Here is a 19679-nt window from a genome sequence, read left to right on the forward strand (position 1 = left end):
GCAACTAGAAATGCAACCACGGCACGCCGAAGAGCCGGACAGCGATCAGCGGTCCGGCTCTTCGTTTCGCCTGTTCAGGCGGCTGCGGAGGATACGAGATTCGAACTCGTGAGGGGTTGCCCCCAACACGCTTTCCAAGCGTGCGCCCTAGGCCACTAGGCGAATCCTCCGCCGCAAACAATACAAGACGTTGAGGGGTGCTCGCGAACGTGATCGTTCGTGGAGGGCGGAGCCGGGGGCGGGCTCGATTCCGGGGGCGTCCATCCGCTAGGGTGGGGTCAGCCCCTCACGTGGCGCTATCTCACCCAACTCCCCCAGGGCCGGAAGGCAGCAAGGGTAAGTGGGCTCTGGCGGGTGCGTGGGGGGCGCTTTGCGTTCCGGGGGGCCAGGTGGGCCGCCGTTGTCGGTGGGCCCGGATAACCTCGTAGACGTGTCGTCCCTTGCGCTGTACCGCCGCTACCGCCCCGAGTCGTTCGCCGAGGTCATCGGGCAGGAGCATGTCACTGTCCCGCTGATGCAGGCCCTGCGGAACAACCGGGTCAATCACGCGTACCTGTTCAGCGGGCCGCGCGGCTGTGGAAAGACGACCAGCGCGCGCATCCTCGCCCGCTGCCTGAACTGTGAGCAGGGTCCCACTCCCACCCCGTGCGGGGAGTGCCAGTCCTGCCGCGACCTGGCCAGGAACGGCCCCGGGTCCATCGACGTGATCGAGATCGACGCCGCCTCGCACGGTGGTGTGGACGATGCCCGTGACCTGCGGGAGAAGGCCTTCTTCGGGCCCGCGTCGAGCCGGTACAAGATCTACATCATCGACGAGGCCCACATGGTCACCTCGGCGGGCTTCAACGCCCTGCTGAAGGTCGTCGAGGAGCCGCCGGAGCACCTCAAGTTCATCTTCGCGACGACGGAGCCCGAGAAGGTCATCGGGACCATCCGGTCCCGGACGCACCACTATCCGTTCCGGCTCGTGCCGCCCGGCACCCTGCGCGAGTACCTGGGCGAGGTCTGCGGCCGCGAGGGCGCCTCGGTCGAGGACGGCGTGCTGCCGCTGGTCGTGCGCGCCGGCGCCGGGTCCGTGCGCGACTCGATGTCCGTCATGGACCAGCTGCTCGCCGGTGCGGGTGATGACGGTGTGACGTATGCCATGGCGACCTCCCTGCTCGGGTACACCGAGGGGTCGCTGCTCGACTCGGTCATCGACGCCTTCGCCTCCGGAGACGGGGCCGCCGCCTTCGAGGTCGTGGACCGGGTGGTCGAGGGCGGGAACGACCCGCGCCGGTTCGTCGCCGACCTGCTCGAGCGGCTGCGCGACCTGGTCATCCTGGCCGCCGTGCCCGACGCCGGGGAGAAGGGGCTGATCGACGCCCCCGCCGATGTCGTGGAGCGGATGCAGGCCCAGGCGTCCGTGTTCGGGGCCGCCGAGCTGTCGCGCGCCGCCGATCTCGTCAACACCGGGCTCACCGAGATGCGCGGCGCGACCTCGCCGCGGCTCCAGCTGGAGCTGATCTGCGCCCGCGTGCTGCTGCCCGCCGCCTTCGACGACGAGCGGTCCTTCCAGGCCCGCCTCGACCGGCTGGAGCGCAGCGGGGCGGCCGCCGCCTTCGCCCCCGCGCCCGCCGGGCCCGCCCTGGGTTACGTGCCCGGGCCGGAGGCGCACGCCATGGCGCCCGCGGGTCCGGGTGGCGGCGTCGCCGCGGCGCGTGCCGCCGCCGTACAGGCCCCGCCTCCGGTCGCGGCCCCCGCTCCGGCGGCGGCTCCCGAGCCGGTACGGGCCGCCGCGCAGCCGGAGGCACCGGCGCAGGCCGCACCCCCGGCCCCCGCCCCGGCCCCTGCCCAGGCCCCCGCCCCGGCCGCCGCGCCCGCACCCGGCGCATGGCCCGGAGCCGCGCAGCCCGGCAGCGGCGCCCCCGGAGCCCGTCCCCCCGCCGCGGCCGCCGCCCCCGGTGCCTGGCCCAGCGCTGCCGCTCCCGGCCAGGGGGTCCCGGCTCCCGCGCCCGCCGCCCCCGGACCGGCCGCCCAGGCCCCGGCCCCCGCGGCCCCGGCCGCCGCCCCCGCGCCCTCGCCCGGCATGGCCGCCGGCGCGGGGCAGGTCCAGGCGATGTGGCCCGGGGTCCTGGAGGCCGTCAAGAACCGCCGCCGCTTCACCTGGATCCTGCTCAGCCAGAACGCCCAGGTCACCGGCTTCGACGGGACCACCCTCCAGCTGGGCTTCCCCAACCCCGGAGCCCGCGACAACTTCGCGAGCAGCGGCAGCGAGGACGTGCTCAAGGCCGTCCTGGCCGAGCAGTTCCAGGTCAACTGGAAGATCGACGCCGTGGTGGCCGGCGCGGCACCGGCCCCGCTCCAGTCCGCGCCCTCGTACGGAGCCCCGGCAGCCCCCGCCCCGGCCTACAGCCCCCCGCCCGCGACCCAGGCGCCGGCCCCGTCCGCCCCCGCCCCGCAGCAGTACCAGCCACAGCAGCCCCAGCAGTCGGCTTCCGCCCCGCAGCCCCCCGTACAGCAGGCGCCCCCGCCCGTCGCCCCCGAGGACGACTTCGCCGAGGACGACGATCCCGACCTCGTCGAGAGCGCCCTGACCGGACACGACCTGATCGTGCGCGAGCTCGGAGCCACCGTTGTGGAGGAATACACGAATGAGTAGCCCCGTCTGATTGGGGTGGCCGCACGAATCCGGCTGCGCCGTCCGGGCTAGGCTGAGCAGCGTGAAGGTCCTCGTCATCGGCGGCGGCGCCCGCGAACATGCCCTGTGCCGCTCTCTGTCCCTCGACCCCGACGTCTCCGCGCTGTACTGCGCTCCCGGCAACGCCGGCATCGCCGAGGTGGCCGAGCTCCGCCCGGTCGACGCCCTCGACGGCGATGCCGTCACCGCTCTCGCCACCGAACTCGGCGCCGGCCTGGTCGTCGTCGGCCCGGAGGCCCCGCTGGTCGCCGGAGTCGCCGACGCCGTGCGCGCCGCCGGCATCCCCGTCTTCGGCCCGTCCGGCGAGGCGGCGCAGCTCGAGGGCTCCAAGGCCTTCGCCAAGGACGTGATGGCCGCGGCCGGGGTCCCGACCGCGCGCAGCTACGTCTGCACCACCCCGGAGGAGGTGGACGAGGCCCTCGACGCCTTCGGCGCCCCGTACGTCGTCAAGGACGACGGCCTCGCCGCCGGCAAGGGCGTCGTGGTCACCGACGACCTCGCCGCCGCCCGCGCCCACGCGCTCGCCTGCGACCGCGTGGTCATCGAGGAGTACCTCGACGGCCCCGAGGTCTCCCTCTTCGCCATCACCGACGGCGTCACCGTGCTCCCGCTCCAGCCCGCCCAGGACTTCAAGCGGGCCCTGGACGGCGACGAGGGCCCCAACACCGGCGGCATGGGCGCGTACTCGCCGCTCCCGTGGGCCGACCCCAAGCTGGTCGAGGAGGTCATGGAGCTGGTGCTCCAGCCGACCGTCGACGAGCTCCGCCACCGCGGCACCCCCTTCTCCGGACTGCTGTACGCGGGCCTGGCCATCACCGGCCGCGGCACCCGGGTCATCGAGTTCAACGCCCGCTTCGGCGACCCCGAGACCCAGGTGGTCCTGGCCCGGCTGAGCACCCCCCTCGCGGGCGTGCTGCTGAACGCCGCCAACGGCACCCTGGACGCCCAGCCCGCGCTCCGCTGGAGTGAGGACGCGGCCGTGACGGTGGTCGTCGCCTCGCACAACTACCCCGAGACCCCGCGCACCGGCGACGTGATCGAGGGTCTGGACGAGGTGGCGGCGCAGGACGCCCCCGATGCGTACGTGCTGCACGCCGGGACCCGGCGCGAGGGCGGCTCGGTGGTCAGCGCGGGGGGCCGCGTGCTCTCGGTGACGGCGACCGGTTCTGATCTGGCACAGGCCCGAGAGAAGGCGTATAAGGCCGTCGCGCGGATCCGGCTGGACGGCTCGCAGCACCGTACGGACATCGCGGCCAAGGCGGCCGAACGCCCCTGAGCTGCGGCAGAGCGACCCCCGCGGGCCCGGTGCGCACGAGGTGCGCCCGGGCCCGCGGGCGCGTTCGCGTGCGACTGCATCCGGCCGCGTTCGAACGCACCCACCTTTGCCCAAAGCCATTCCATCGGGTGATCGTCCCCCGGTCCGGCTGACGCCCGGGCGCGCCCCAACTAGGGTGCGGCGCAAGCATTCCGGCACTCGTTCCGGCACTTGGCCCACCGGCATTGCGATGTCAGTGGCGGGTGTCACAGTGGGGGAGTGAGCAAAGCCGCCGCAGCGCAGAGGGGGTGAGGTCCGGCCGTGTCCGGAACCGGTTCGATCATGGACGTGGGCGTGCCGTCCGCGCGTTCCCGCGCCCTGGCCGTGCTGCGCGTGCGCAGCAGGGCCCTGGCCGTCGGGCTGCTGCCCGCCGCCCTCGCGGTGGTACTGGTGGCCGCCCGGATGACGGGCCGGCTGGCCGGTGACCCTTGGCCCGCGGTGACCCTCGCCGTCTGCGGGGCCGCCGTGCTGGTGCTGCTCGTCGGCGGGATCTTCGGCGCGGTGGTCCTGCGGGCGAGCCCGGCCGTGACACCGACGGTGCCGCTGTCCGAGGCCGCCGCCCCCGATCTGTACCGGCTGGTGCGGGACCTCGCCGACCGCATGAACGTACCGGCGCCCTCCGCGATAGCCCTCACCCCGGACTGTGACAGCTGGCTCGAGGACCGCACCCACGCGGCGCACCGCCGCGGCGGCATATCCGCCGGGCCGGAGTCCGAGCCCGGCGCCGCCCCGGTGCTGGTCATCGGCTCGCCGTTCCTGTGGTGGATGCGGGTCGCCGAGCTGCGCGCCGTCCTCGCCCCCGTCGTCGCCGGTACGGGTCCTTCCGCCCACCCGGACATAGCCGACGCCCGCGGGTTCGTCCGGGGTCTGGACGCCGCCGTGGACGTGGGCGGCCGGCGGGGCCTCGGCTGGATCGCCGTCCCCGCCCGGCTGCTGCTGCGGCTGTGCCGGGTGGACGCCGCCGAGATGGAGCGCGGCGTGGCCGCGGCCGCCTCGGACCGCGCACAGGGTGTGGACTACGGGCTGCGCATCGTCGCCCAGGAGCAGGTCGGCCTGGCCTACGCGGGCTGGGACCGGCTGCTGACCCGGGTCGCGCTGCCCGCCTGGCGGATGGGCCGCTGGCCTGCGCACCTCGACGCCGGGGTGGTCTCCGCGCTGACCGAGCTGTCCCGGCGCGACCGGCTGGCCGACGGGTTCACCTCGCGCCTCGGCGAGCGCCCCGCCTGCGACCTGCTGGAACAGCCCGGCGCGATCGACGAGGCGGCCTCGCTGCTGGCCGCGCGGCTCTTCCACGGCGGTCCGGCCGAGACCGGGCCGGAGTGGTCCCCGGTGGACTGGGCGGCCTATCCGGAGGAGGTCGTGGACCGCAAGTGGCGCACGGAGGCGGCCCGCCTGCACTCGGCGCTGGACGCCCTGACCGGGGTGGCCGCGTCCCCCGTCGCGCAGCCCGCCACACCGGACCCCGCCCCCGCGACCCCGCCCCCCGCGCCCGCCGCCGTGGACGGCTTCGCCGGTCCCACGCTGGAGCGGGTGCTGGGCTACCTCACCGACCCCGCCGGCGCGGGCGCGGCCGGGGAGGCCCTGGCCGGACGGCTCAGCGGCGACCTGGCCCGCGAGGAGCGCGCCGCCGGTTCGGCCGCGGACACCGGGAAGGCACGCGGTGCGGACGCCGTGCCGCTGTTCCCGCTCCAGCCCCCGCGCAGCGGCCGGGACCTGCTGGCCGACCACGTCACCGCCATGGTCTGCTGCGCGGCCGTCGACTCCGCCGGGGCCGCACCCGGCCTGGACTGGCTCGACGGCCCGGTCCTGCTCGTCGGCGGCGACCGCCGCTCCGACCTCGCGCCCCGCGTGCTGTGCCTGGTCGAAGACGGCGATCCGGAGCCCCTGCGCGACTGGCTCGCGGACCTCGGCGTCCGCCCCGAGAAGCCCGTCCGCCTCGTCTGACGCCTCCCGGACGGGCTACGGATCGCACACACAACCGGATCCCTGTGTTCCGATCACGTCAATTCGCGACGAACGGTGACGGACTGCGTGCGTTATGTGATGTGCTGGGACCGGCTCGATGCATTGCCCGTTCGGGGGAGCGAGGGAGGGGAGCGGTTATGGGTGCGGACCAGATCCGGCGTTGGGAGTCAGGTGCGCTCGCGCACGCGGTGAACGACCCCTTCGGACAGGGCCCCCTGCCCTGGTTCCGGGGCAGCGAGCTCTACTTCGACGACACCGGCCAGGTCGTCCCCTGGTACGTGGACCCGGCCCTGGCCCCCGGACAGCTCCCGCGCGGCCGCGGCGGTACCGGCGGCCCCCGCACGGCCGACGACGTGCACCGCCAGATCAAGGGCTTCGCCTCCACCGGCGCCGTGGCCCCCGGCGAGGCGATCGACTTCCACATCACGGTCGACCCGCCCCAGCAGTTCTCCGTCGACGTCTACCGCATCGGCCACTACGGCGGCGACGGCGCCTCCAAGATCACCACCAGCCCGCGCCTGTCCGGCATCGTCCAGCCGGCCCCCCTCGCCGCCGACCGCACCGTCTCCTGCCACCACTGGTGGCTGTCCTGGCGCCTCCAGGTCCCCTCGTACTGGAGCATCGGCGCCTACGTCGCCGTCCTCACCACCGCCGACGGCTACCGCTCCCACATCCCCTTCACGGTCCGCGACGACCACCCCGCCGACCTCCTGCTGCTGCTCCCCGACATCACCTGGCAGGCCTACAACCTCTACCCGGAGGACGGCCGGACCGGCGCCAGCCTCTACCACGCCTGGGACGAGGACGGACGGCTGCTCGGCGAGCAGGACGCGGCCCACACCGTCTCCTTCGACCGCCCGTACGCGGGCGCCGGCCTGCCCCTGCACGTCGGCCACGCCTACGACTTCATCCGCTGGGCCGAGCGCTACGGCTACGACCTCGCCTACGCCGACACCCGCGACCTGCACGCCGGCCGCGTCGACCCCACCCGCTACCGCGGCCTGGTCTTCCCCGGCCACGACGAGTACTGGTCCGCGCCCATGCGCCGCACCGTCGAGCGCGCCCGCGACCACGGCACCTCCCTCGTCTTCCTCTCCGCCAACACCATGTACTGGCAGGTCGAGCTCGGCCCCTCCCCCTCCGGAGTCGAGGACAGGCTCCTGACCTGCCGAAAACGCCGCGGCCCGGGCCGCCCGAGCCTCTGGCGCGAGGTCGACCGCCCGGAGCAGCAGCTGCTCGGCATCCAGTACGCGGGACGCGTCCCCGAACCCGCGCCCCTCATCGTGCGCAACGCCACGCACTGGCTGTGGAACTCCACCGGGGCGGGGGAGAACGACGAACTGCCCGGCCTGGTCGCGGGCGAGGCCGACCGGTACTTCCCGCGCACCCAGCTCCCCGCGCACCAGGAGCGCATCCTGCTCGCGCACTCCCCGTACCTCGACAGCGAGAACCACCGCCGCCACCAGGAGACTTCCCTCTACCGGGCGCCCAGCGGCGCCCTGGTCTTCGCCTCCGGCACCTTCGCCTGGTCACCGGCGCTCGACCGCCCCGGCCACGTCGACGAGCGCGTGCAGCGCGCCACCGCCAACCTCCTCGACCGGATCTGCAAGCGGGACTGAGATCCCGCCGGGCGCGCACGGCACCCCCGCCTGCCCGGGCGGGCGGCCCCGTACGGGAGAATGGGTTTGCGCTTGTACAGACCCACAGGGAGACCCCGTGTCCGGATTCGTCGAAAAGCCCGAGCCGGTTGAGGTTCCCGGCCTCGTCCACCTCCACACCGGCAAGGTGCGCGACCTCTACCGCGACGAGGAAGACCGCCTCGTCATGGTCGCCAGCGACCGCATGTCCGCCTTCGACTGGGTGCTGCCCACCGAGATCCCGGACAAGGGCCGCGTCCTCACGCAGCTCTCCCTGTGGTGGTTCGACCAGCTCGCGGACCTCGTCCCGAACCACGTCATCTCCACCGACCTGCCCGCCGGCGCCCCCGCCGACTGGGCGGGCCGCACGCTGATCTGCCGCAACCTCGACATGGTCCCCGTCGAGTGCGTGGCCCGCGGCTACCTCACCGGCTCCGGCCTCGCCGAGTACCGCCAGACCCGCACGGTCTGCGGGCTGGCCCTCCCCGACGGCCTCGTGGACGGATCCGAGCTGCCCGCGCCGATCTTCACCCCGGCAGCCAAGGCGGCGGTCGGCGAGCACGACGAGAACGTCTCGTACGAGGAGGTCGCGCGCACCACCGGCCCCGAGACCGCGGCCCTGCTGCGCCAGACGACCCTCGCCGTGTACGGCCGCGCCCGGGACATCGCCCGCGAGCGCGGGATCATCCTGGCGGACACCAAGTTCGAGTTCGGCTTCGACCCGAAGGACGGCACGCTGGTCGCCGCCGACGAGGTGCTGACCCCTGACTCCTCCCGTTTCTGGCCGGCAGACCTGTGGGAGCCGGGCCACGCGCAGCCCTCCTTCGACAAGCAGTACGTCCGCGACTGGCTGGCCTCCCCGGCCTCCGGCTGGGACCCGAAGGGCGAACTCCCGCCGCCGGCCCTCCCGCAGGAGGTCGTCGAGCAGACCCGCGCCAAGTACGTCGAGGCCTACGAGCGGCTCACCGGCCTGACCTGGCAGAGCGAGGCCTGAGACACGAAGAAGCCCCCGGCCGCAGGACCGGGGGCTTCTTCGTTCTGAGCGGACAACGCGACTCGAACGCGCGACATCCACCTTGGCAAGGTGGTGCTCTACCAACTGAGCTATGTCCGCAGGTGCGCCGTAAGCGCGAGAACTACTATACCCAACCTCGCTCGCGTGCGAGACGCACTGCCGTGTGACGGTTCTCGGCACCCAGCTTCGTGGCCGCCGAGGACAGGTAGTTCCGTACGGTCCCCTGCGACAGCCGGGCCCGCTCCGCGATCTCCGCGACGGGCGCCCCGTCCGCCGCGAACTCCAGCACCTCCGCCTCCCGGGCGGTCAGCGGAGAGTCCCCCGCGCTGATCGCGTCGGCCGCCAACTCCGGGTCCACATAACGCCCTCCGGCGTGCACGGTCCGGATCAGCTCGGCCAGCCGTTGCGCCGAGACGGTCTTCGGGGCGAAGGCCCGCACCCCCGCCGCCAGGGCCCGCTTCAGGTGTCCGGGACGGCCGTGGCTGGTCACGATCATGGCCTTGCAGTCCGGGAGTTCGGCCCGCAGCGATGTGGCGACGCTCACACCGTCCGCCCCCGGCATCTGGAGGTCCAGCACGGCCACGTCCGGCCGGTGCGCCCGCGCCATCGCCAGGGCCTCCGGCCCCGAGGCGGCCTCGGCGACCACCAGCAGGTCGTCCTCCAGCGCCAGCAGCGCGGCCAGCGCCCCGCGGATCAGGTGTTCGTCGTCGGCGAGCAGTACGCGTACGGGGCTCACGCCCGCACCTCCAGTCCTTGCACGTGGGCACTCGGGATCTCGGCGCACAGCCGGAACCGGCCTCCGGCCACCGGCCCCGCCTGCAGGGTCCCGTCCAGCACCGCGAGCCGCTCGCGCAGCCCGGCGAGCCCCGAGCCGGGCGGCCCGGCGGGAGACTCGGGCGCCCCGTCGTTCTCGACCACCAGGGTCACGGCCCCGGCCTCCGGCGCGGTCAGCCGTATCAGGCAGTGCTGCGCGTCCCCGTGCCGCAGCACGTTCGTGGTCGCCTCGCGCACCACCCAGCCGAGCGCCGACTGCACCTCGGCGGGCAGCGCCCGGCCGGCCGCGAAGTCCACCCGGCAGTCCATTCCGGCCGCGCTCAGCACCCCGCGCGCGCCCTCGAGCTCGACCGACAGATCGGCCTCCCGGTAGCCGCGCACGACGTCCCGCACCTCTCGCTGGGACTCCTGGGCGATCCGCTGCACCTCGATCATCTGGTCCACCGCCTCCGGGCGTTCGCGCCGTGCCAACTGGACCGCCAGCTCGCTCTTGAGCGCGATCACCGCCAGGTTGCGGCCCATCACGTCGTGCAGGTCCCGGCCGAAGCGCAGCCGCTCCTCGGCGACGGCCAGCCGCGACTGGGCCTCGCGGGAGCGGTCCAGCTCCCAGACGGTCATGAGCAGCCAGTTGGTGAACCCGCAGGCCAGGGAGAAGAAGAGGCCGGAGAGCAGGATGCCGACCACGTACCCGAGGGCCTCTCCGGCCGACAGTCCGAGGGCCAGGACCACCAGTCCCGTGCCGCCCGACCAGGCGGGGCCGACGTACCGCATCTGCCGCACCGAGGGCAGGCACATCACCATGGCCCCGCTCCCGAACCCGGTCACCCCCACGATCAGCTGCGGGGCCACCGCCGGGTCGGAGAACGCCCCGTACCGGCGCAGGACGAGCACCGTCACCACGAAGGCGGCCGTCACGGCCGCGACGGTGACCAGGAGCCGGACGGGGCGCTCGCGCCGGCCGACCACCCAGTCCATCCCCCGCGAGTACACGAATCCGCACAGCACCGCGTGCGCGCAGACCAGCAGGCCGAGGGCCAGGGCCAGCAGGGGCCGCTCCGAGGCCTCGACGGCCACCGGGAGCAGCCCGAAGGAGACGATCTCCAGGAGGACGAAGAGATGGCACGACCAGCGCGTGTACAGCTCGACCTTCTCCGCACTGCTGCGGTTCTTCCACCACCCCGTCAGCTTCGACACGGTTCCCGTCCCCCGGATCCTCTAGCGGCGCGGTTCCCAGCGGAACCACTTCTGCACAGCAAACACCGTGATCACGACCCAGGCCAGTGTGGTGAGTGCCGCCCCCAGCAGCCCGGAGGCCCCGGCGCCGCCGCTCCAGCCGGCCCGTACCAGGGTCATCACCCCGCTGAGCGGCAGCAGTTCGCACACCGAGGCCGCGAGGCCGGGCATCCGATCGAGCGGTACGACGAGCCCGGAGCCGAGCGCGGTCAGCAGGAACAGCGGCAGCGTGGTCACGCCCGCGCTCTCCACGGTGCGGGTCACGGCGCTGGTCAGCGCCGACATCCCGGCGAGCAGCACGATCCCGGCGAGCACCGCCGCGACGAGCAGCAGCGGGCTCTGCGGCATCCGCACGTGCAGGGCGGCCGCCCCGGCGACCGCGAGGACGGTGATCTGGCCGACCGCGAGGACGGCGGACGGCAGTGCGGTCCCGGCCAGGATCTCCAGGTCGGTCGCCTCGCCGGTGCGCAGCCGCTTCAGTACGAGCTCCTCGCGCCGTGCCACGAACGCGGAGACCAGGTTCATGTACACGACGAGCAGCAGCACCATGCCGATCCCGCCGGTCAGCGTGGCCTCGCCGACGGCCGCCGCGCCCTGGGACCCGCCCAGCGTGGAGCGCAGGACGAAGACCATCAGCACCGGCATCAGCAGGGCCACGCTCAGGGCCGCCCGGTTGCGGACCAGCAGGGTGAGCTCGCTGCGGCCGAGTGCGGTGAGCCGGCCGGGGTTCAGGTTGAAGGTCAAGGCGGTCATCGGGCTGCTCCCGTCACTGCGTCGGCCGGAGCGTTCGCCCCGGCGGTCTCCGGGGCGCCGGCCGGGACGGCCGCGCCTTCGGTACGGCGGCCCTGCGCGATGTCCAGGAAGGCCTCCTCGAGCGAGCCGGACCGGGCGTCGAGCCGGTCCAGCGGCACCCCGGAGTCATGGGCCCAGCGCAGCAGTTCCGTCAGGGACTCCTGGAGCCGTGCGGTACGGATCTCCACGCGCTGCCCGTACGCCGCCGCGTGCAGCGACAGCGGGAGCCGGGCCGCGGGCACCTCGTCGGGCAGCGTGAAGCGGATCCGGGCGGGCCGGGTGGCGGTCACCTCGGCCGGGGTGCCGGACAGGACGAGCTCCCCCTCGTGCAGGATCGCCAGCCGGTCGGCGAGCTCCTCGGCCTCCTCCAGGTAGTGCGTGGTGAGCACCACCGTGGTCCCCCGGTCCCGCAGTTCCCGCACCAGTGCCCAGGTGTCCCGGCGCCCTTCGGGGTCCATGCCGGTGGTCGGCTCGTCCAGGAACAGCACCTCGGGCCGTCCCAGCAGGGCCAGCGCCAGGTCGAGGCGCCGCCGTTCACCGCCGGACAGCTGCTTGACGCGTACGGAGGCGCGCGCGCCCAGGCCCACCAGGTCCAGCACCTCCGCCGCGGGCCGGGCACCGGTGGTGACCCCGCCCCACATCCGCACGGTCTCGGCGACCGAGAGGTCCGAGGGGAAGCCGCCCTCCTGGAGCATGACGCCGGTGCGCGGGCGGACCTCGGCCCGCCGGGTGTACGGATCGAGCCCTAAGACGCGGACCCGCCCGCCGCTCGGCGCGGCCAGTCCCTCCAGCAGCTCGACGGTGGAGGTCTTGCCGGCGCCGTTCGTGCCGAGCAGGGCGAAGACCTCGCCGCGGGCCACGGAGAAGGAGACGCCCCGTACGGCTTCGAAACCGCCGGAGTAGCCCCGGCGCAGCTCCTCGACGTCGATCACGGTGTCAGTCATGACTCCAGCCTCGCGGCGCCGGAAGGGCCGGGGCAGTGCGCGCTGTCATGATCCGCGATGACATTTGTCAGGGCAGGGGGAGGGACCGCGGCACGGGGAGAGAAACGAGAAACACGAAGAAGACCCCGGTCGTAATGACCGGGGTCTTCTCCAATGGAGCGGACGACGCGACTCGAACGCGCGACATCCACCTTGGCAAGGTGGTGCTCTACCAACTGAGCTACGTCCGCAGGTTTACTGCGTGCACTGCGAGCAGTGCGTGCATCACTCTACCTGATCCACTGTGGTGGCCGGTAAACCGATGCAGAGCGGGTGACAGGGATCGCACACTGCGCCTTCCTCCTGGAAGGAGGATGTTCTGCTACTGAACTACACCCGCACGACTTCGGGGCTCTGACCTGCGGTCTGGCCCCTCGGCGTGATCCACACACTAGCCGACTGAGGGGGGTGGATGGCAAATCGGCTCTCAGTGGGCCGCGTTGTAGGCCTCGTAGATCTTCTTGGGGATGCGGCCGCGGGGCGGCACCTCGTGCTGGTTGGACCGGGCCCAGGCCCGGACGACCGCCGGATCGGGGGCGATGGACGTGTGCTTGAAGGCCTTCCCCGAACGCGACTGGCGGCGTCCTGCGGCCACGAAGGGCGCGAGGCCCTTCCGCAGTTTCTTTGCGTTGGCCACATTGAGGTCGATCTCGTACGACTTTCCGTCCAGAGCGAACACGACCGTTTCCGCCGCTTCTCCGCCATCGATGTCGTCGGAGAGCGTGACTACTACGCGGTGCGCCACGGATATCGGTCCCTTCGTGCGACTCGCTCCCTGCTGACGTGGGGCGATGTCGACTGTGTGGATGTTTCGGGGCAATGCATCATTCATCCGGAATCCCGGGTGATTCCTTTGTACCCCGATTCCCATTGCATTGCGAAGCCCAGTTAATTCTCTCCGCGTGTCCCGCCGCAATGCCGGGCGCGTGGTTTTCCGTCGGATTTTGCGAAGCGTTGGTGAAGCCGAAACGGCCCGGTGATCACCTCTCCGTGATATCTACCCGCGTAGAAATTTCGGCCGGGTACGCTGAGGGAACCGCCTTCGCACCAACCACACACGGGAGTGCCCGATGGCACGCGTCGTAGTCGACGTCATGCTCAAGCCGGAGATCCTCGACCCCCAGGGCCAGGCGGTGCAGCGTGCACTGCCGCGCCTGGGCTTCGAGGGAATCGCGGACGTCCGCCAGGGGAAGCGTTTCGAGCTCGAGGTGGAGGGACCGGTCGACCAGGCCACCCTCGACCGCATCCACAAGATGGCCGAGACCTTCCTCGCCAACACCGTCATCGAAGACTTCACCGTGAAGGTCGAGGCCTGACGGTGACCACTCGCATCGGAGTCGTCACGTTCCCCGGAACGCTCGACGACCGTGACTCGCTGCGCGCCGTCCGCCTCGCGGGGGCCGAGCCGGTCTCGCTCTGGCACCGCGACAAGGACCTGCACCAGGTCGACGCGGTCGTCCTCGCGGGCGGCTTCTCCTACGGGGACTACCTGCGCGCCGGAGCCATCTCCCGGTTCTCGCCGGTGATGGAGACCATCATCGAGCAGGCCAGGGCCGGCATGCCCGTCCTCGGCATCTGCAACGGCTTCCAGGTCCTCACCGAGGCCCACCTGCTGCCGGGGGCGATGCTCCGCAACAATCACCTGCACTTCATCTGCCGCGACCAGAGGCTGCGGGTGGAGAACGCGGAGACCGCGTGGACCGGCGACTACACCGCCGGCCAGGAGATCTCCGTACCGCTCAAGAACATGGACGGCCGCTACACCGCCGACGAGCGCACGCTCGACGAACTGGAGGCCGAAGGCCGCGTGGCCTTCCGCTACCTGGACGGCAACCCGAACGGCTCGCTGCGCGACATCGCCGGCATCACCAACGCCGCGGGCAACATCGTCGGCCTCATGCCGCACCCCGAGCACGCGGTCGAGCCGCTGATCGGGACCGGCCGCACCGACGGCCTCCCGTTCTTCACGTCGGTCCTGAAGAAGCTGGTTTCCGCATGACCCTCGACACCGTCAAGAACGCCACCGAGACCCCGGACTCCTCCCAGCCGTGGAAGGAACTCGGCCTCAAGGAGGACGAGTACGCCCGGATCCGGGAGATCCTCGGCCGCCGCCCCACGGGCGCCGAGCTCGCCATGTACTCGGTCATGTGGTCCGAGCACTGCTCGTACAAGAGCAGCAAGGTCCACCTCGCCCAGTTCGGCAAGAAGGCCCCCAAGAACGACGCCATGCTCGTCGGCATCGGCGAGAACGCCGGCGTCGTCGACGTCGGCCAGGGCTACGCGGTCACCTTCAAGGTCGAGTCGCACAACCACCCCTCGTACATCGAGCCCTACCAGGGCGCGGCCACCGGCATCGGCGGCATCGTCCGCGACATCCTGGCCATGGGCGCCCGCCCGGTCGCCGTCGTGGACCCGCTGCGCTTCGGCGCCGCCGACCACCCCGACACCAAGCGCGTCCTGCCGGGCGTGGTCGCGGGCATCGGCGGCTACGGCAACTGCCTGGGCCTGCCGAACATCGGCGGCGAGGTCGTCTTCGACGAGTGCTACCAGGGCAACCCGCTGGTCAACGCCGGCTGCATCGGCGTGATGAAGCACGAGGACATCCACCTCGCCAAGGCCTCCGGGCCCGGCAACAAGGTCATCCTCTACGGCGCCCGCACCGGCGGCGACGGCATCGGCGGCGTCTCGGTCCTCGCGTCCGAGACCTTCGACGACACGAAGCCCACCAAGCGCCCCGCCGTCCAGGTCGGCGACCCCTTCCAGGAGAAGCTCCTCATCGAGTGCACCCTGGAGATCTTCAAGGAGAAGCTGGTCGCGGGCATCCAGGACCTCGGCGGCGCCGGGCTCTCCTGCGCGACCTCCGAGCTGGCCTCCGCCGGCTCCGGCGGCATGCGCGTCGAGCTGGACACCGTTCCGCTGCGCGACGCGACGCTCTCGCCCGAGGAAATCCTCATGAGCGAGTCGCAGGAGCGCATGTGCGCGATCGTCGAGCCGCAGTACGTCGACCGGTTCATGGAGATCTGCGAGAAGTGGGACGTCATCGCCACCGTCATCGGTGAGGTGACCGACGGCGAGCGCCTGGAGATCTTCTGGCACGGCGAGCAGATCGTGGACGTGCCCCCGGGCACCGTCGCCCACGAGGGCCCCGTCTACAACCGCCCGTACGCGCGCCCCTCCTGGCAGGACGCGCTCCAGGCCGACGACGCGAACAAGCTGCCCCGCCCGGCCACTTCGGCCGAGCTGCGCGCGCAGGTCCTGGCCCTGGTCTCCTCCCCGAACCAGGCGTCGAAGTCGTGGGTCACCGACCAGTACGACCGCTTCGTCCAGGGCAACACGGTGCTCTCGCAGCCCGAGGACGCGGGCATGGTCCGCATCGACGAGGAGTCCAACCTCGGCGTGGCCATGGCCACCGACGGCAACGGCCGCTTCGCCAAGCTCGACCCGTACACGGGCGCGCAGCTGGCGTTGGCCGAGTCCTACCGCAACGTGGCCGCGACCGGCGCGAAGCCGCTCGCGATCTCCGACTGCCTGAACTTCGGCTCCCCCGAGGACCCGGACGTCATGTGGCAGTTCGCCGAGGCCTGCCGTGGCCTGGCCGACGGCTGCCTGGAGCTGGGCACCCCGGTGACCGGCGGCAACGTCTCGCTCTACAACCAGACCGGTGACATCGCGATCCACCCGACCCCGGTCGTGGCGGTCCTCGGTGTGATCGACGACGTCAACCGCCGTACGCCGATGGCGTTCTCGGAGGCCGGCCAGCTGCTGTACCTGCTGGGCGACACGGCTGAGGAACTCGGCGGTTCGGCCTGGTCGCAGGTCGTCCACAACCACCTCGGCGGCATGCCGCCCAAGGTGGACCTGGGCCGCGAGAAGCTGCTGGGCGAGATCCTGATCTCCGCCTCGCGCGACGGCATGATCGACGCCGCGCACGACCTGTCCGACGGCGGCGTGATCCAGGCACTCACCGAGTCCTGCCTGCGCGGCGGCAACGGTGCGCGGATCGTGGTCCCGGAGGGCCTGGACGCCTTCACCTTCCTGTTCTCCGAGTCCGCGGGCCGGGCCATCGTGTCCGTCCCGCGCAGCGAGGAGCTCCGGTTCACCGACATGTGCGGTGCGCGCGGCCTGCCGGTCGCCCGCATCGGTGTGGTGGACGGCGAGGAGATCGAGATCCAGGGCGAGTTCACCCTCCCCCTGGCCGAACTCCGCGAGGCCCACGAGACGACGATCCCGGCCCTGCTGGCCTGATCCGGTTCTCGGTCGTACGAGGCCCCGTCCCTCCTGTGGGCGGGGCCTCCGCGTTGTCGGCGGTGGTTGGTACGGTCGGTCGCGCCGTCACGGCGCACGAGCGGGGGGCGGGGATGTTCGAACCGTTGGAGCGGTCCAGGGGCGGCCCGCTGCCGGACCGGGGCCGATGGCGCAACGCGGTCAATCTGCTGTTGTGCATGGCCGGTGCGGGCGGTGTGGTCTTCGGCGGCTGGGCGCTGACCGACGCGTACGGGAGGCACCAGGACCGCGAGGCGAGCCGCGGGCTGATCACCCGGGCATGTGCCGGGCTGGTGGACGCCGACGCGGTGATGCGCCTGGACGGCGGCGCCGACCGGGTGGTGCTCGGCGGCGAGAACCCGAGCACCGTCGACTTCGACACGGTTCCGGACGGCTGCGTGCTGAGCCGCCTGGAGGACCGCGACGGCAAGGAGCGCCGCTACAGCCAGTTCACGCTGGCCCTGGAGGGGCTGCCGGTGACGCGCGACCTGCACGTCACCGACGATCTCCGCAGGACCGGCCCGTTCCGCACCTACCGCGACCCGGGCGACGTGACAGCGCGGACCGAGTCGCCCGACCGCATGCCGCTCGGCGACGGCGCACTCGGTGACTACGGACCCGACGACGTCACCGTCGTGGCCCGGTGCGAGCAGCCCGCCAAGGCCGGTACCACCTCGCTGATCGTGACGGCGAGCTCCCCGAGCACGGCGCACGAGGCCGCGGACCGCCCGGTCCTGGCTCGCATCGCCCGCCGGGCCGCCGAGGCAGCCGCCGAGAAGTACGGCTGCCGGACGCGGCTGCCCCCGCTCCCGGACGAACTGCCGGCGCCCGTCACCGCTCTCGGGCCGGTGGGCGAGCGCGCGGACAGCTGCGGCTGGTATCCCGCCCACCTGCGGACGGCCGAGCGCTACCGGCTGCCCGACCGGGCGGCCGGCGTCCCCCGCGCCGCAGCCGCCCGCGAGGAGGGCTGTCTGCTCGCGATGAGCCCCGAGGGGACCGAGCGGGCACTCGGCCTGCTTCCCCGCGAGGAGCGGGAGGACGTCATCGGGTCCCTGCGGTATTCGCCCTGGTGGCTGCGGACGCGCGCGTACTTCGGTGACGACGCGGCCGCCGTCGCGGTGGCCGTCCGCGGCTCGGGCAGCCCGCACCCGGTGCTCCCCGGCAGAGCGGGCCGCCTCGACGGCGTGCTCTACGGCTCGATGACCTGCGCGGGCCGGCCGGCCACCCTGACCATGACCGTCCCGTACCGCTACCGGACCGTCCTCGGACCGCGCCTCGACGAGCTGTTCAAGGCATACGCCGAAGACGCGGCCGCGCGCCGCGGATGCTCCGGCCTCGTGCTGCCCCCGCCCGAGTAGGGTCGGGGCATGCCGCCCGCCAGGAAGAAGCCGCGCGCCTACGACCCCGTCAAGATCCGTACGGCGGTCACCGCACAGTTCGGGCATGTCGCCCGGGTAGTGGGGGAGTTGGGGGAGGAGCAGCTCGCGCGGCCCAGCGGGCTCGGCGAGTGGACCGTCGCCGACCTCGCCGCGCACATCGCGTGGATCGCGGACTCGCTCGCCGTCGGCCTCGCGCGGCCGCCCGCCGCCGTCCCCGAGCTGACCGCCGCCGAGTGGCCCTTCGCCACCGCCTCCCTCGCCGGGAAGATCTCCGAGGCCGCCCGCGAGACCCTCGCCGGAGCCCCGCTCCCCGAGCTCTTCGACCGGGCGGCCGCCGGCCTGGCCGCGGCACTGGAGGCCAACACCGGCGCCCGCGTACTGAACCTGTGGATCGGGGACATGACCCTCGCCGACTTCCTGGTCACCCGGACCGTGGAACTGGTGGTCCACACCGACGACCTGAACCGGGCCGCCGGATCGGACATCCCCATCGAGCGCCAGGCCCTGGCCGCCTGCACCCGGCTGCTCGCCGACGCCCTCGCCCTCAAGGCACCGGGAGGTTCGGTCGAGGTGCGGATCCCGCCCTACGCGGTGGTCCAGTGCATCGAGGGCCCCCGCCACACCCGCGGCACCCCGCCCAACGTGGTGGAGACCGACCCGCTGACCTGGATCCGGCTCGCGACGGGCCGTACCGACTGGGCCGCGGCCCTCGACGAGGCGCAGGTCAGAGCCAGTGGCGAGCGGGCCGACCTGTCCGCGCTGCTCCCCCTGATGCGCTGAGCCGCGCGCCGGGCGGAACCGCCCGGGCGCCTGCTCCGTCCCATCGTCATGCGTACCCTCAGGCACCTTCCGACCGGCCTGGCCCTCGTCCTCGCGCTCTCCGCGTGCGCGCAGTCCGGGGACGGCGCGAGCAGGCCCCTCCCCGACCCCCAGGGCTCCTGGGCGGTCGAGTCCCTCACGACCGGCGGCCGCACCCTGCACGGCCCCGCGGCAGCCCGCGTCGAGTTCAAGGCGGACGAGGCCAGGGGCAGCTACGGCTGCAACGGCCTCCTGGCGAAGGCCGTCTTCGAAGGCACCTCCGCCGTGACCGTGTCCCCCGGCGTGACCACCACCATGGCCTGCGAGGACCAGGAGTTCGAGAACGCCTTCGTCCAGCTCTTCAAGGGCCGCCTCACCATCGACCGGGGCCCTGACCGACTCACCCTGAAGACCGCAGACGGAAGCACGATCGCCCTGACCTCCCAGCCCCCGGCCCCGGACGCCCCGCTCGCCACGACCCAGTGGGACGTCGACGGGCTGGTCGACGGGGAGACCGCGTCCGCCGTCCCCGCCGAGGCGGCCGGCAAGGCCCGGTTCACCCTGACCCCCGACGGCGCGGCGAGCGGCAGCCTCGGCTGCAACCGGTTCAGCGCCAAGGCCACCGTCGACGGCTCCTCGGTCACCTTCGGGCCGCTCACCGCGACCCGGATGGCCTGCGAGGGCCCGGCCGGCGAGCTGGAGAGGACCCTGACCGCGCTGTTCTCCGGCGGCCCGCTCACCTGGAAGATCCACGGCCAGAGCCTCACCCTGACCGCCCCCGACGGCAAGGGCCTCACCGCCAAGGGCGCCACGGCGGTCGAATGACCCGCGGGCCGTGCGCCGGC

General features: G+C 72.9%; 16 protein-coding genes, 4 tRNA genes and 1 other RNA gene. 12 read left to right on the plus strand and 9 right to left on the minus strand.

What is annotated here, in order from left to right:
• Window positions 1-85: 85 nt before the first annotated feature.
• A tRNA-Ser gene (locus tag ACTVZO_RS22760) sits at window positions 86-170 on the minus strand.
• 107 nt (window positions 171-277) lie between these two features.
• Here ACTVZO_RS22760 and ffs point away from each other — a divergent pair.
• The 6 genes from ffs (at window position 278) to ACTVZO_RS22790 (ending at window position 8591) form a co-directional block, all read left to right on the plus strand.
• Window positions 278-376: signal recognition particle sRNA small type (gene ffs, locus ACTVZO_RS22765), an RNA gene on the plus strand.
• A 54-nt stretch (window positions 377-430) separates the two neighbouring features.
• On the plus strand, window positions 431-2641 hold the full coding sequence (locus ACTVZO_RS22770) for a DNA polymerase III subunit gamma and tau (RefSeq protein WP_443300155.1): 2211 nt from the start codon (window positions 431-433) through the stop codon (window positions 2639-2641).
• Between the two features lie 61 nt (window positions 2642-2702).
• Window positions 2703-3956, plus strand: coding sequence for a phosphoribosylamine--glycine ligase (purD, locus tag ACTVZO_RS22775; RefSeq protein ID WP_443300156.1), 1254 nt, complete (start codon window positions 2703-2705; stop codon window positions 3954-3956).
• A gap of 300 nt (window positions 3957-4256) precedes the next feature.
• Window positions 4257-5939, plus strand: a complete 1683-nt coding sequence (locus tag ACTVZO_RS22780; RefSeq protein WP_443300157.1) for a hypothetical protein — start codon at window positions 4257-4259, stop codon at window positions 5937-5939.
• Window positions 5940-6097: 158 nt separating this feature from the next.
• Window positions 6098-7579, plus strand: coding sequence for a N,N-dimethylformamidase beta subunit family domain-containing protein (locus ACTVZO_RS22785; protein WP_443300158.1), 1482 nt, complete (start codon window positions 6098-6100; stop codon window positions 7577-7579).
• 97 nt (window positions 7580-7676) lie between these two features.
• On the plus strand, window positions 7677-8591 hold the full coding sequence (locus ACTVZO_RS22790) for a phosphoribosylaminoimidazolesuccinocarboxamide synthase (protein ID WP_443300159.1): 915 nt from the start codon (window positions 7677-7679) through the stop codon (window positions 8589-8591).
• A 47-nt stretch (window positions 8592-8638) separates the two neighbouring features.
• Here the strand turns inward: ACTVZO_RS22790 and ACTVZO_RS22795 are convergent.
• The 8 genes from ACTVZO_RS22795 to ACTVZO_RS22830 form a co-directional block, all read right to left on the minus strand.
• A tRNA-Gly gene (locus ACTVZO_RS22795) sits at window positions 8639-8711 on the minus strand.
• 25 nt (window positions 8712-8736) lie between these two features.
• The gene (locus ACTVZO_RS22800) at window positions 8737-9348 is read right to left on the minus strand and encodes a response regulator transcription factor (protein ID WP_361749834.1); all 612 of its coding nucleotides are present in this window, start codon (window positions 9346-9348) and stop codon (window positions 8737-8739) included.
• Window positions 9345-10580, minus strand: coding sequence for a sensor histidine kinase (locus tag ACTVZO_RS22805; RefSeq protein ID WP_443300160.1), 1236 nt, complete (start codon window positions 10578-10580; stop codon window positions 9345-9347). Before ACTVZO_RS22805 ends, ACTVZO_RS22800 begins: the two co-directional genes overlap by 4 nt.
• 21 nt (window positions 10581-10601) lie before the next feature.
• A complete protein-coding gene (locus ACTVZO_RS22810; RefSeq protein WP_443300161.1) occupies window positions 10602-11372 on the minus strand; it encodes an ABC transporter permease in 771 nt (256 codons plus the stop codon).
• Complete coding sequence (locus ACTVZO_RS22815; protein WP_443300162.1) at window positions 11369-12355, minus strand: ABC transporter ATP-binding protein; 987 nt, start codon at window positions 12353-12355, stop codon at window positions 11369-11371. The genes ACTVZO_RS22810 and ACTVZO_RS22815 overlap by 4 nt, the downstream gene beginning before the upstream one ends.
• A 154-nt stretch (window positions 12356-12509) precedes the next feature.
• A tRNA-Gly gene (locus tag ACTVZO_RS22820) sits at window positions 12510-12585 on the minus strand.
• A gap of 77 nt (window positions 12586-12662) precedes the next feature.
• A tRNA-Gly gene (locus ACTVZO_RS22825) sits at window positions 12663-12734 on the minus strand.
• An 87-nt stretch (window positions 12735-12821) separates the two neighbouring features.
• On the minus strand, window positions 12822-13139 hold the full coding sequence (locus tag ACTVZO_RS22830) for a histone-like nucleoid-structuring protein Lsr2 (RefSeq protein ID WP_443300163.1): 318 nt from the start codon (window positions 13137-13139) through the stop codon (window positions 12822-12824).
• Between the two features lie 325 nt (window positions 13140-13464).
• Here ACTVZO_RS22830 and purS point away from each other — a divergent pair, with 325 nt between their 5' ends.
• From purS to ACTVZO_RS22860, 6 genes are all read left to right on the plus strand, one after another.
• Window positions 13465-13710 (plus strand): phosphoribosylformylglycinamidine synthase subunit PurS, encoded by a 246-nt coding sequence (purS, locus tag ACTVZO_RS22835; RefSeq protein ID WP_443300164.1) that lies wholly within the window; start codon window positions 13465-13467, stop codon window positions 13708-13710.
• Window positions 13711-13712: 2 nt separating this feature from the next.
• The gene (gene purQ / locus ACTVZO_RS22840; protein WP_443300165.1) at window positions 13713-14393 is read left to right on the plus strand and encodes a phosphoribosylformylglycinamidine synthase subunit PurQ; all 681 of its coding nucleotides are present in this window, start codon (window positions 13713-13715) and stop codon (window positions 14391-14393) included.
• Entirely contained in the window at window positions 14390-16639 is a 2250-nt protein-coding gene (purL, locus tag ACTVZO_RS22845; protein ID WP_443300166.1) for a phosphoribosylformylglycinamidine synthase subunit PurL, read from the plus strand. Before purQ ends, purL begins: the two co-directional genes overlap by 4 nt.
• A 113-nt stretch (window positions 16640-16752) precedes the next feature.
• On the plus strand, window positions 16753-18015 hold the full coding sequence (locus ACTVZO_RS22850; RefSeq protein WP_443300167.1) for a hypothetical protein: 1263 nt from the start codon (window positions 16753-16755) through the stop codon (window positions 18013-18015).
• A gap of 9 nt (window positions 18016-18024) precedes the next feature.
• The gene (locus ACTVZO_RS22855; RefSeq protein WP_443300168.1) at window positions 18025-18816 is read left to right on the plus strand and encodes a sterol carrier family protein; all 792 of its coding nucleotides are present in this window, start codon (window positions 18025-18027) and stop codon (window positions 18814-18816) included.
• 48 nt (window positions 18817-18864) lie between these two features.
• Window positions 18865-19659, plus strand: a complete 795-nt coding sequence (locus ACTVZO_RS22860) for an META domain-containing protein (protein ID WP_443300169.1) — start codon at window positions 18865-18867, stop codon at window positions 19657-19659.
• The last annotated feature ends 20 nt before the right edge of the window (window positions 19660-19679 follow it).

It is taken from the genome of Streptomyces sp. IBSNAI002, from assembly GCF_052244475.1.
Lineage (GTDB): Bacteria > Actinomycetota > Actinomycetes > Streptomycetales > Streptomycetaceae > Streptomyces.